We start from the raw sequence: 12,214 nt of genomic DNA, 5'->3' as shown, positions 1-12,214 counted from the left end.
AGACGCCCTGTTGGTCCTGCCCTGACCCCACTCCCCGCCGAGCTCCAGCCTCGTCCGTCGTCCGTCGTCCGATCGCCGCACCACGGGAGCCGCCATGACCGTCGCCACCGTCCGCCGCGTCAGATCCCTGCTGCTCGTCCTCGCCGCACTGCTGGTCACCCTGGCGCCCGCCCCGGCGGCGCTCGCCGCCCCGGTCGCGAAGCCGGGCGCCGAGGTCGTCTCCGTGACGCAGGTGACTGACCGTCAGGTCGACGGCTGTGCGGTCGGCGGCGCTCGGCGGCCGGACCGTGCACGTCCGGCTGCTCACGCCCGACGCCGCTGGGACCTGGAGGACCGCGGCCGGCACCTGGCCGACGCTGTGGCTGCCGCTGCTGCATCGGCTGCTGCGGCGACTACACCTCGTGGACGAGCCGCACCGACGTCGCCGGCATCGAGAGCCCGCGCGACGTCCTCGTGGTCATGCCGGAGGCGGGCTGGAACGCTGGTACAGCGACCGGTGGAACAACGGCGCGGGGCGGCGACCCGGCTCTGGGAGACCTTCCACACTCCAGGAGTTGCGCCGCCTCCTGGAGAAAGCGACTGGGGCGCGGGGCAGCCGCCGTCGTGGCCGGACCGTCCATGGGCGACAGGGCGCGCTCCTGTACGCGGCCCGGCACCCGGGCATGTTCCGGGCGACCGCCGCGTACTCCGCCCTGCACCCGCCCTGAACGACGAGCCGGTGAACCGCATCAAGGGCTTCTTCGCGGGCAGGGCGACGACCCGCGGCGCTCCGGGGCGACCCCGTCGCGCAGCGCGACATCTGGCGGCGCACGACCCGTACCACCTGGCGAAGCGGCTCGCCGCCGCCCGTACCTCTCTCGTGCGGCGACGGCACCACCGCCGCCGCGCGCCGGGTGCGTCACCAGCGCCCTCGAAGCGGACTTCAACCGGCAGAACCAGGCGCTCGCCGCCGAGTTGACCGGTCGGTGCCCGGCACGTCACCACGAACTCTACGCCCGGACGCACGGATGGGCCTACTGGGCAGCGGGAGTTGCACGCCTGCTGCCGATGCTGCTGCGGGCGCTGAAGGTGGCCTGAGCGTCAGCCGGGGTCAGCCGCGCGATCCCGGCCAGCCGCCGAACGACTCCAGGAGGCCCTGCGGGTCGTACGTACCGGTCGCACCTTCCCGGGCGCCGCTCTCCTGATCACGGTCTCCAGCTCGTCCGCGACTCTGCTGCCCTGCGCCGACGATGTGACCGCGCAGACCGGACCAGGAGTTCGCGCCCTCTGCGAAAACATCATGTCCAGCGCCCGCGACGTGCTCCCGGTCGGCGGCAGCGGCGGGAACGATGCCGTGCGTGCGGGAGGTGCGCCATCGACCAGGCCTCGGGGACGAGGAGACGGCGCGCCTCCGGTTCGCTGCCGGCGACCGCGACGGTCCCGGAGATCATCACGTACGCCGGCTCGGCGGCCCACGCGGACGGGCGGAACTCGGCGCGGTACCGGTCGATGCCGCGCAGCATCCTCCCGGCCGCGGAGAGTCTGACCGATGACCGTCGGCAGGCCCGCACGGGCGGCGATTCGAGGCGCCCTCGCCCGTCGCGAGCCAGGCTGAACGGCGCGACGGTCGGGCCCTCGGTGGGGCGGGCGTGGACGTGCCTGTCGGCGCGCCGTCGGAGCCCGTGAAGTACGCCAGCAGTTCCCAGTCGAGCTGGCCGGCGAAGTCGTCGGCCACGTCCCAGTCCCGGCGCGCGCCCTGCGGACGCCGTCCGTGAAGCCGAGCCGAGCGGCCGAGACCCATGTCGATCCGCGGGAGCAGCGACTCAGGACCCCGAACTGCTCTCGGCCACGACCAGGGGTTCGGTGGTTGGGCAGCATCACGCCGCCGGTGCCGGCCGCGGATGCCTCCAGTCCGCGCGACGGCGACGGTCGCCGCGACCGCATGCGCGGACCCGGCGACGCCCGGCACACCGTGGTAGCAAGGCAGACCCACCCGGTGGTACCCGAGGCGCTCCAGGTCTGCTGGGCGAGCGACGCGACGGTGTCCCGCAGGAGCCTCGGAGGCCGGTGAGATCTCCGCGGTTGCGGGAGCGGTCCCGGGTCGGAGAAGCGGGGTCTGCCTCGATCACGGTGGTCACGCTGTGGGCCAACGCGGAAGGCTCCGCCGGGATCAGCCCGCGCACGCTTCGCGCCCGGCCGGGAGATCTGCTGGTGAGGCCGCGTGGCTCTGCGACGGGCTTCACTCATACGCCGTCCTTCCGAAGGCCACTCGACAGGGCCTCGCCGAAACCGCGCACCGCCGGCACTTTCCTGGAGGCGCGGCCGGGTCTGGGACGCCTTCTCTCGCCGCCGCGCCGGGCGATCCGCCGCTCATGCCAGAGCATCGCGCCGCCCGCGGCAGCGCCGGGGGAGTGCGAGGTCGTGCACTGGACCGGGCGGCGCGAGCGGTGCCTGCACGGGACACGTGGTCTGGCTCATGCCGCGCAGGAGCTGCCCGAAGGACGGCTGCACATGCGGCGCAACGACGACCGCAGGCCCGCCCGGCGCACGAGCTCGACGTGCTGCGCCGGATCACGCGGCCGTGAGCTGCGCATGCTCGTCGACGACGACGAACTCGTCTGCGACGGGCGGAGCGCGCCGGGTTCCGCGTCGTACAGGCCCGCTGGGCGAGCACGTCGACGGCGCTGAAGGACGCGCAGGAACGCGACGGCCGGACCTGAGGGATCGGGACCGCCCGGGACTTCCCGGGGCCTCGGGATCCCTGAGCCTCCGGGCGGTTGAGTCGCCCTCGTCGAGGCGGAAGGCGACCTTCAGGCCCACCTGGTAGTGCTCGACCTCCCCGTCGACGATCTGGCCGGACCTGGGTGACCTCGAACCAGTCGAGGTTGCGCAGGGTCTGCGAAGCGCGCGCGATGCCGTTGCGGATCGCCTGGTCGACGCTCCTCGTGCGAGGTGCCGACGATCTCGGTGACGCGATACGTGTGGTTCGACATGCTTCACGGTGCCGCAGGGCGACGGATCCGCGAGGGGCGGTGACCCGTGGGGCGGGACTTACTTCCCGGTAACTCTGACCCGCGCATTGGTATTTGTACCAAAAATCCAGCAACACCCGGTACGAGCAGCGCGCTCTTTCCCCACGTCGGGCCGACCCTCCCTGTCCGCAGGCAGAAAGACGACCCCGTGAGCCCCGCCGTGCCGTGCTGTCCCTCTGTTCCTCAGCCGTCGTGTCGGCACGCTCCTCACGGCGTGCGGCGCCCTGCCGCGATGAACCGGGCCGTCGCACGGTCACCGCGTGGCTGATGCAGGGACAGCGCGTCCGACGCCTTCCTGAAGCGCTTCACGAAGGCGTACGAGGCCGAGCACCGACGTCACCCTCGACCTCCCGCATCAGGACTGGACCGGGATCGCGAAGGTCACCAGGGCCCTCGACGCCAAGGACGGCGGCGACGGCGGCCCTGACGTCATCGAGGTCGGCAACACCCAGGTCCCGCAGTACGTCGACGGGGGCGGACTGCTCGACCTGTCCCTGGAGTCCGCGCGCGGGACCTCGGCATGGAGGACTGGCTGCCCGGACTCGCCGAGCCCGGCGTCGACCACGGCCGCCAGTTCGGCATCCCCTGGTACGCCGCCAACCGCGTGGTCATCTACAACAAGGGACCTCTTCGCCGCGGCGGGCATCAAGAACCCGCCCACCACCCGCGACGAGTGGCTCGACCTGACCCGAAGCCTCGACTCCGACGGCCGGCAGGGCATCTACCTCGCCGGACAGGACTGGTACACCCTGTCCGGATTCATCTGGGACGAGGGCGGCGAGCTGGCGCACGAGTCGGCGGGCACCTGGACCGGCGCCCTCGACACCCCGAGGCGCTGCGCGGCATGGACTTCTACCGCCGCCTCCAGGCGCTCGGGCAGGGGCCGCGGAACGCCGACGAGGAACACCCCTCGCAGGCCGACCAGTTCGCCCGCAGGGACATCGGCCAGATCATCTCGACGCCGGGCACAGCGCAGCGGATCGTCCAGAAGAACCCCCGCGCTCAAGGGAAGCTGGGGTTCTTCCCCATCCCGGGCAAGACCGCCCACCGCGCCGGATCGGTCTTCACCGGCGGCTCCGACCTCGTCATCCCCGCGAACACCGGCGACCGGGCGAGCGCCGTCGCCCGTGGTCAGGCCCTGGCCGGCGAGAAGTGGAACACCGAGCTGGCCAGGACCATGAACTACGTGCCGAGCAAGACGACCCTCGAGCGTCGTGGCCGGCGAGCCGGGCGTCGCCGCGATGGCCGTCGGCGCCGCCCACGGCAAAGGCGAGCCCCCGCCCCCTGGCAGGGCGACGGTGAGGCCGCCGACAACCCCATCAAGGCGTACATGTCCCAGGTCCTGTCCCGGCGCGGACCCGGCCACCGCGGCGAAGAAGGCGTCCCGCACGATCACCGAGCGGCTGGACGAGAGCGGAGAGTGACACCCGGCGGCCCGGCCGACCGGGCGGCTGTCGGCTGTCCGGCTATGCGGTGATGGGCGTGCTCAGCGACAGGGCGAACCTGCCCGCCTCGTCCGTCCACCACCGGGTCAGCTCGAGACCGGCCGTGCCGAGTTCTCCCGCACCCGCTCCCGGCGGAACTTCGCCGACACCTCGGTGCGCATGTCCTCGCCCGCCTCGAAGTCGACCGCGAGATCCAGCGCCGGGATCTTCACCGTCTGCGGCACCGCGGAACGCAGCCGCATCTCGATCCACTCCTCCCGCGGATCCACGGCGCGACGTGCTCGAACGCGCCGGGGTCGAAGTCGGCGCCCAGCTCCCGGTTCATCACCGACAGCACGTTCTTGTTGAACGCGGCGGTGACGCCCGCCGCGTCGTCGTACGCCGCGACCAGCGTCGACTCGTCCTTCACCAGGTCGGTGCCGAGCAGGAGGAAGTCGCCGGGGGACAGCAGCTCCCGCACGGCCTTCAGGAACGCGGTGCGCTCGTCCGGCAGCAGATTGCCGATCGTGCCGCCGAGAACGCCACCAGCCGCGGCCCGGGCGTCGCGGGCAGGTCGAGGCCGCGGGTGAAGTCGGCGACCAGCGCGTGCACGGCGAGCCCCGGATGCTCGGCCCGCAGGGTCCTGGCCGCGCCCGCAGCGCGCTCTCGCTCGTCCACCGGGACGTACGCCGCCAGGTCCGTGAAGGACTCCAGCAGGTGGCGGGTCTTGTCGGACGAGCCCGAGCCGAGCTCGACCAGGGTGCGGGCCCCGGTCGCCGCGGCGATCTCCGGGGGCGCGCGCGACGAGGATCTCGCTCGGCCCGCGTCGGGTAGTACTCCGCCAGCGTCGTGATCTCGTCGAAGAGTTCACTGCCGCGCGTCGTAGAACTTTCACTTCGGCGGCAGCGTCTTGGGCGTGCGGTTCAGCCCGTGCAGGACGTCGAACCGCAGCGCGGCGTCCGTCGCGTCCTCGGGCAGGGTGCGGGTCAGCTGAAAAGGGAGGTTCGTGCTCACGCGGACGGCTCCTTGAGCGGGGTCAGCAGGACGTCGGTGCGGCTGGCCGCGAGCAGCGTGCGGTCGGGCACCTCGGTCCAGTACGGATCGTCGTCGTACGGCTCGGAGGCGACGACTGGGTGCGGCGGCCGGAGCTCGGCGAGGTACCAGAGGTGTCGCCCCAGGCGGTCGCGGTGATCGTCTCGCCGTTGGTGAGGAGGAAGTTGAGGCGCGCGCCCGGCGCCGCCTCGGCGACCTCCACGACCGTGTCGGCCAGCGCCTGCGCCTCGTCGTCGCCCGCGCGCAGCCGGTGCAGGACGAGCGCCCACAGGAACTGCGGCGTCGCAGCGCGCCTCCATGGCGAGAGGTCGGCCGCGGGCAGCGTGTGCGCCAGCGGCGTCAGGGAGCGCGGCCAGCCCGGCACCGCCCCGTTGTGGCTGAACAGCCAGGGCCCGGACGCGTACGGCGCCGCCGCGGCTTCCCCGTCGGCGCCCGCGAGCGTCGCGTCCCGGACCGCCGCGAGCAGCGCGCCCGAGCGGGACGACCCGGGCCAGGTCCGCGTACGCCTGGTCGCCCCAGATGGGCACGGCGCGGCGGTACCGGGCGGGGACCGTCCCCGTCCGCGTACCAGCCCACCCCGAAACCGTCGGCGTTGACCGTGCCGTGCCGCTGCCGCCGTGGCCCCACGACCGCCGGAACAGGCTGTGCGGCGGCGTCGACGACCTCGCCGAGCGGCAACTGAGGCCCCAGATAGGCCAGGTGACGGCACATCAGGAACCCTCTGCGGCGCGGCGTCGCACGCCGTGCGGAAGCTGGCGACGATCTCGCCGCTTCGGATCGCAGTCCCAGTTGCGGAACGCGCGCGGCAGGCCACCTCGCCCACCGCGAACGAACCGCCGCGCAGCACCTTGTGGTCGGACCCGAAGAAGACCTCCGAGTACTCGCGGTAGGGATACGCCACGAAGCCCGGGTAGCAGTGAAGTCGCTGGCCGTCCACTCCCACACACGTCACCGATCAACTGCCGCGCCGCCGAGCGGGGACTCGCCCATCGGGTAAGCTGCCGGCCGGGGCGGGGCGCAGATGCCGCTGGCTCCAGGTTCGCCCGGCTCGGCGCGCGTCGGGTCGGCATCGCCCCCACGGGAAGCGCATCGTGCGGCCCGGACGCGGGCCGAAGCGGGCCGCCTTCTCCCACTTCGGCCTGGTCGGCAGTGCCGGCGCCCGCCCAGCGGGCGTAGGCGTCGGCCTCGTACCAGCTGACGTGCAGGACCGGCTCGTCCGGCGGCACCGGCTCCGTCACCCCGAAGCGCCTGCGCAGCCACTGGCTCCGCCTGCGCCGCGCCAGAACAGCGCGCCTCCAGGCCGTGTTCGCGGACCATCGCCCAGCCCCGGCGCCCACTCAGCGTCTGTCCGGTAGCCGCCGTCCGCGATGAACTCCAGGTACGCCGCGTTCGTCACCGGCGTCGTCGATGCGGAACGCACCAGGCGGGCGTGCGCGCTGGGCGTTTCGTTGTCCAGGGCCCACGGCTCCGCCGTCGTGCCCATCGTGAACGGCCCGCCCGGGACGAGGACGTCGGCCGGGCCCGAAGCGCCCGTCCATGCCTGGGTCTGGCGCGGTGAGCGCCGCGGCCCCCTTCCTGAGCTGGATGGGGTGATCAGCATCGTCTCGTCGCTGCCGCTGCCTGTGCTGGGCGACCATGCTGAAGGCGAACCCGAGCGGGTCAGCAGCGCCGCGTCCGGGTACCGAACGGCGTCCTGCTCGAGGACGTCGAGCGCCGCGGCCGCGGACCTCGGCCGCGTACGTCCGCGCTCTCGGCCGGCGCGAGCAGCGGCAGTCGACGGACGCTCGGGCGTTCGCGGGTGCTCGAACGCGTCGTACAAGCGGGTCGATGTCCGGCCGCAGCGCCTCCCGGGTCCGCCGACTCTGCCCGCAGCAGCCACTGCTCCTCCTGGCTGCGCGATGTGCGCCAGGTCCCACGTACCAGCGGCGACATCAACGGCGAGTGCCGCGCGGTGGAGTTCGGCGTCGTCGACGCAGCTCGGTGAGCAGCGTCGGCTGCGCCTGCGCCGTCTCCAGCCTCGTCGGCGCGCCTGGCGCCTGAGGGCCTCGGGGATCCGTGGTGACGTTCTCCTCGGTGGTCACGGAGCGGACGGTCCCTCCCGGAGACGGCGGAGACGCGTGGGACGGAGCGGCGGTCGGGGCGCCGGTCGGCCGGGGCAGCGGCGGCGCAGCGACGTACGCGGTGCGTGGAAGTCCGCGGCGCGCGCGTCGGACGTCGCGCGCCTGAGCCTGCAGCGCGTCGAGGGGCCAGCCGTGAAGCAGGCCGGCGCGGCCTCGGTGCAGCTCCGGGCGCGGCGAGCCCGCCCGTGGCGGCGGCCCGCCACAGCGCGCCAGCGGCGCGGGCAGCGGGGCCGCGGCCCGGCTGTTCTCGGCGCGAGCGGCTCCAGCGGCCCGGTACGCGCCGTCGTCGGCGGCCTGCGGGCCGTCGAGCAGCGCCGTCGACCACGGCGAAAGCGGCAATCTGATGCCAGCCCGTCGTCGCCGGGCTGGGCGTCGAGCATGCGGAGTTCGAGGTGGTTCCTGGCGCGGCCGGACCGCGCGGGAACAGCGTGGCCGCGGTGGTAGGTCGAGGTCCTCAGGAGCGGGTGCGCGCGGCCGCGGCGCGCCCGCCGCGAGCCACTGGCGGAAGGTCAGGCCCGTCCGGCGCCGTGCCACGCCCGCTCGGCGCTGCGCACGCATCACGAGCGGCGTAAACCAGGACGTGCTGCAGCGCCCAGGCGCGCGCGCGGCTCGTCGCGCGGGCGGCGCCCGAGCGCTCGGAGCCGATCGGCCATCCCACAGGGACCTGCCGCGCCGGGACTCGCCAGCCGGTCGGACGGCCGCGCAGCATCGGTGAGTTGGCGAACGCCGCGACGAGCACCGGGCCCAGCAGATGGCGAGCCGCCAGCGCCGCTCGTGCCCGGCGGGCCGGGCCTTCGCGCGCGCAGTCCACAGGCACACCTGGACGGACGCCGACGTCGCGGCATCATGGAGCGCCCCGGCCGGGCCCGGCGGTCGAGGTGAGGCTTCCATGGGCTGTCGTAGCGGGGTTCGCGCAGTACGGCGCTGGGGAGCCACGCCCGTGCTGGAGCCGGTGAGGGTGAGCCCGCGCGGCGAGCGCGGTGCGCACGGCGGTCAGATCGGCCGTCATGGCCGAGACGCATTCCGTCAGCGTGGCGGCGGGGAGCGAACTCAGCTCCAGCTGTCCGCCGTTCCAATGGTCAGCGCCGAGCTCAGGGGCAGGGGCGCGTGCGACATAGGCCGCGTCGAGTCGCCTGGGCGGTAACGGGGCCCAGGGAGTCGGACGCGGCTCGTGAACGATCCACTCCAGCCCACGACCCACCGTGCGGGCGGGCCTGTCTTGAAGCAGATGCCCGGTACCAGGCCTTCCACCTCGGCCTGGTGACCAGGTCACTGGCGCCGTACAGTCTCCCTCGCTCATACCTCGATTTCCTCCTATCCTCACGCTTCCCATGGTCCCTGGTAACCCTATGTCGATTCGGCCCGGTCGGGTCACTGCGACGCCCGTCCCACCCCAAGACGGTCGGCTGGATTGCACAAGAGCGCCCCGGCGTTCTCGGCCGGGCTCGGGCGGGGCGAAAACCTGTTGCCTGCGTGGTCACCGGGCGCACACGATGAATTCATGAGCACGACGGGGAGCGGGCGTGAGCGCCCGCCTGCGCGAGATCGCGCAGAGCACGGAGAAGATCGTCGAGACGGGGAGTACGCGGTTGAAACGGCCGCACCGTCCCGATCGGCGACGCGGTGGCACAGGGCGGGCATCGCGGATGCAATGGCCTGGACCCGGTGGAGGTGCCTGCCGCTACCGCCGTCGCGGCGCCGTCCACCAGCCCGTCCGTCGAGGTCACGGGGAGAGCGGCCTCGACGCGGCGCGCCGTCTGACGGCCGGCGGTCCGGGGCCGGTCGCGGTCCTGAACTTCGCGTCGGCACGGAACCCGGGCGGCAGGCCTGAACGTGGCGCGCAGGCGCAGGAGGAGGCCGTCTGCCGCTCCTCCGCGCTGTACGCGTGCCTGACCGAGGTCCCCCGGAGTTCTACGCCCACCACCGCGCCGACTGGACGTAGTTCTACAGCGACCGCGTCATCCACGCACCGGGAGTGCCGGTGTCTGGGACGACCGCGCCGCCTGCCTCGACGAGCCGTACCGAGGTGGGCTTCCTGACCTCGGCCCGCGCCGAACGTGAGTGATCGCGCGCAGTACCGCTCCCGGAGCGGGTCCATACCGCGATACCTGCCGCCCTGGCGGCCTGCCAGCGGGTGCTGGAGGTCGCCGTCGCGGAGGGTTACCGGCGGCTGGTCCTCGGCGCGCGTGGGCTGCGGCGTTCCGCAACGACCCGGCCGAGTCGCCGAGGCGTTCCGGCACCTGCTCCTGGGCCGTTTCCGCGGCCACTTCGACCAGGTCGTCTTCGCCGTCCTGGACCGCACTCGCGACGCGGCCACGCGCACGGCCTTCGAGCGGGTCGTCGGCGGGGCGTGAGCGGGCGGCGCCGAGGGCGGTGAGCCGTCCGGCTCAGCGCCAGCCGTAGCGCTCCCGCAGCCGCAGCACCACGGTGTTGAACCGGCCGCGGTCCAGCGCGCACGCCTCGCGGCGCATCCCGTTCTCGTGGACGCGCAGCATAACTAGGTCCACCCACGACTCGCGGTCGTCCCGGTCCCAGGGGCCGGAGCCGAGCGCCACCCACTCGCGGTCGCGGTCGTGCCGCTTGCTGACAGCCGCACGGCGAGCAGCGCCGGCCGCCTTCACGGGTGACGACGAGAACCGGCCGGTCCTTGCCCCGCCCGTCGTTCGTCCTCGAAGGGCACCCAGGTCCAGACGATCTCGCCGGGGTCCGGCCGTCAGCCGTCGCGGGCGCGTACTCGGTGCGCACCCGGCCCACCTGGTGCGGCTCGGCCTCCACCGTCGCCGTCGCGCCGGTCCGGCCGGGGTGGTCGTATGCGTGGTCATCCGTAAAGCGCAGTCACGCGGGTCACGCTAGGAGCCTGGACGGCCCACATCCGCGCGGCGGGTGCGCCGGACCCGCTCCACGCTCGGCACATGGCACGACGACGAATAACCCGAAGCGCGCTCTGTCCGCCCTGGGCTCGCCTCTGCTCGCCGCGACGACCGCGACCGCCGCCGCAATCCCCGGTCGCGCGGCGGCGCCACCGCCGCGCACCGTCTCGGCCTGGCTGCCGTACTGGGCCACCCAGGAGGCCGCCTACCGCGACGCCCTTCTCGCGCACGCCGAAACAGCTTCCGTCCATCAGCCCCTTCTGGTACGAGACGAAGTCCGCGACCCGCGTCACCGCACTGCCCGGCGCGGGCGAACGCCGCATCGTCGACGGGCTGCACGCGGCATCCAGGTCGTCCCGACCGTCATGGAACAGTGCTGTGGCCCGGCGCCCTCGCGGCCGTCCCGACCAGCGCCGAACGCCGCGCCGAACACATCGAGGCGCTGCTCGCCGTCGTCCGCAGCCGCGCCTACGACGGACTCGACCTCGACTACGAGACCATCGCACCTACCCCTGAAGCTGGGTACCGCGCCGTACGCGCCGGTTACGCCACCTTCGTCACCGACCCAGTGCCCGCCTGCACGCGCCCTGGACAAGCAGTGCTTCGTCACCGTCACCCCGGACGCGCACCACGGGCCGCGTCTCGGGACTACCGCATCGCTGGGCGCCGTCGCCGACCGGATGCGCATCATGGCCTACAACCTGCACCACGCCGAAGGGCGACCCGACCGATCGCCACCCCGCAGTGGTACGACGAGATCCCGGCGACCGCCACCGCCCAAGTCCCGCCCGCCGTTGGAGATGGGCCTGCCCGCCTACGGCGCTGGGACTGGGGTGGTCGGCGCGACCGCGCCCACCACGTCACCTGGAAGGACGCCGAGGCGCTGCGCGCGTCGCAGGTCGGGGCGCCCTACGTCCTCGACCCCGGCTCCCGGACCCCGCACTTCACGTACGAGGCAGGGAAGACCCGCCACACCGCCTGGTACCAGACGCTCCGCGGCACCGCTGCCCACCTCCCCGCACCGCGCACGTACGTGGTGCGGAACACGGTGCCGTGGGCGCTGAACTTTCGAGGACCCCGCCGGTGGCGGCGGCTCGCGGACGGCCGTCGGCGGAAGGCCCTGAGCCGAAGACAGGGCGGCCGGCGCTCGAACCAGCGCTGGTCCGCCTCCAGTTGGGCCGCCAGCGAGATCAGCAGCGGCTCGCTGTGGGCGGGCCCGAGGAGTTGCGCGCCGACCGGCAGACCGTCGCCGACCAGACCGGCCGGCACGTTCACCCCCGGCCAGCCGAGCACGTTCCACGGCCAGGCGTAGCCGGACACGCGGCGACCAGCGCTGCGGTCCGTGCGCCAGCTTCGCTCAGCCGCGCCAGGTCCCCGATCCGCGGCGCGAGCGGCCGTGGTCGGCCAGCACCACGTCGTACGTGCCGAAGAGCGCCCGATCCGGCGGTGCAGCGTCCGCCTCCGACCGCTTGGCGAGGCGCAGCGGCGCACTGGCGGCGAGCCGGGCCCATCCGCCGCCTCCCGGGTCCGCGGGATCCAGCCGGGCCGATCGGGTATCCGCTCCACCCACCCGCGGTCCCGGCCGTCGCGCGCGGCACGAACGCGAGACACCGATCTGCCCTCGTAGCGCGGATCGGCCTCCTCGACGTCGTGGCCATGGTGCGCCGCGAGCCGCCCGCGCGAGTGCGACGACGCGCGCCCGCACGGTGCGGGCTCAGCCGCTTCGGCGTGGCCGT

General features: G+C 73.7%; 8 protein-coding genes and 5 pseudogenes. 4 read left to right on the top strand and 9 right to left on the bottom strand.

Annotated features, from left to right (window positions below; genetic code table 11):
• Positions 1 to 257: 257 nt before the first annotated feature.
• On the top strand, positions 258 to 707 hold the full coding sequence (locus RBJ77_RS34870) for a hypothetical protein (RefSeq protein ID WP_372348654.1): 450 nt from the start codon (positions 258 to 260) through the stop codon (positions 705 to 707).
• A gap of 570 nt (positions 708 to 1,277) precedes the next feature.
• Here the strand turns inward: RBJ77_RS34870 and RBJ77_RS34865 are convergent.
• Positions 1,278 to 1,502, bottom strand: a complete 225-nt coding sequence (locus RBJ77_RS34865; RefSeq protein WP_372348653.1) for a hypothetical protein — start codon at positions 1,500 to 1,502, stop codon at positions 1,278 to 1,280.
• A 1,258-nt stretch (positions 1,503 to 2,760) separates the two neighbouring features.
• Positions 2,761 to 2,972, bottom strand: a pseudogene (locus tag RBJ77_RS34860) (dodecin); the annotation flags it as partial.
• Positions 2,973 to 3,382: 410 nt separating this feature from the next.
• Between RBJ77_RS34860 and RBJ77_RS34855 the strand changes: the two are divergent.
• Positions 3,383 to 4,192, top strand: a complete 810-nt coding sequence (locus RBJ77_RS34855; RefSeq protein WP_372348659.1) for an extracellular solute-binding protein — start codon at positions 3,383 to 3,385, stop codon at positions 4,190 to 4,192.
• 350 nt (positions 4,193 to 4,542) lie between these two features.
• Here RBJ77_RS34855 and RBJ77_RS34850 read toward each other — a convergent pair.
• From RBJ77_RS34850 to RBJ77_RS34825, 6 genes and pseudogenes are all read right to left on the bottom strand, one after another.
• Positions 4,543 to 5,194: pseudogene (locus RBJ77_RS34850) on the bottom strand (L-histidine N(alpha)-methyltransferase).
• Positions 5,195 to 5,326: 132 nt separating this feature from the next.
• Positions 5,327 to 5,449, bottom strand: a complete 123-nt coding sequence (locus RBJ77_RS34845) for a hypothetical protein (RefSeq protein WP_372348652.1) — start codon at positions 5,447 to 5,449, stop codon at positions 5,327 to 5,329.
• Positions 5,446 to 6,199, bottom strand: a pseudogene (egtC, locus tag RBJ77_RS34840) (ergothioneine biosynthesis protein EgtC). The gene RBJ77_RS34845 and the pseudogene egtC overlap by 4 nt, the downstream one beginning before the upstream one ends.
• Complete coding sequence (locus tag RBJ77_RS34835; protein WP_372348658.1) at positions 6,199 to 6,714, bottom strand: SUMF1/EgtB/PvdO family nonheme iron enzyme; 516 nt, start codon at positions 6,712 to 6,714, stop codon at positions 6,199 to 6,201. The pseudogene egtC and the gene RBJ77_RS34835 overlap by 1 nt, the downstream one beginning before the upstream one ends.
• 8 nt (positions 6,715 to 6,722) lie before the next feature.
• Complete coding sequence (locus RBJ77_RS34830) at positions 6,723 to 6,971, bottom strand: hypothetical protein (protein WP_372348657.1); 249 nt, start codon at positions 6,969 to 6,971, stop codon at positions 6,723 to 6,725.
• A 1,091-nt stretch (positions 6,972 to 8,062) separates the two neighbouring features.
• Positions 8,063 to 8,347 carry a hypothetical protein gene (locus RBJ77_RS34825; RefSeq protein ID WP_372348656.1) on the bottom strand — a complete coding sequence of 95 codons (285 nt, stop codon included), beginning with the start codon at positions 8,345 to 8,347 and terminating at the stop codon, positions 8,063 to 8,065.
• Positions 8,348 to 9,131: 784 nt separating this feature from the next.
• Here RBJ77_RS34825 and RBJ77_RS34820 point away from each other — a divergent pair.
• A pseudogene (locus tag RBJ77_RS34820) lies at positions 9,132 to 9,962 on the top strand (TIGR02452 family protein).
• 33 nt (positions 9,963 to 9,995) lie between these two features.
• Here the strand turns inward: RBJ77_RS34820 and RBJ77_RS34815 are convergent.
• Positions 9,996 to 10,443, bottom strand: a pseudogene (locus RBJ77_RS34815) (type II toxin-antitoxin system PemK/MazF family toxin).
• A gap of 408 nt (positions 10,444 to 10,851) precedes the next feature.
• On the opposite strand from RBJ77_RS34815, the gene RBJ77_RS34810 reads away from it, so the two are divergent.
• Positions 10,852 to 11,790, top strand: a complete 939-nt coding sequence (locus tag RBJ77_RS34810) for a hypothetical protein (protein ID WP_372348651.1) — start codon at positions 10,852 to 10,854, stop codon at positions 11,788 to 11,790.
• Positions 11,791 to 12,214 lie beyond the last annotated feature (424 nt).

The organism is Streptomyces sp. KL116D, from assembly GCF_030766975.1.
Lineage (GTDB): Bacteria > Actinomycetota > Actinomycetes > Streptomycetales > Streptomycetaceae > Streptomyces > Streptomyces longispororuber_A.
Note: the sequence above shows the minus strand (reverse complement) of the source record. Positions and strands in the feature narration are given on the sequence as shown.

Excerpts from the sequence above, each read along its gene's own strand:
- RBJ77_RS34830 (WP_372348657.1), bottom strand. The coding sequence starts at position 6,971 with ATGGGCACGACGGCGGAGCCGTGGGCCCTGGACAACGAAACGCCCAGC.
- RBJ77_RS34865 (WP_372348653.1), bottom strand. The coding sequence starts at position 1,502 with ATGCTGCGCGGCATCGACCGGTACCGCGCCGAGTTCCGCCCGTCCGCG.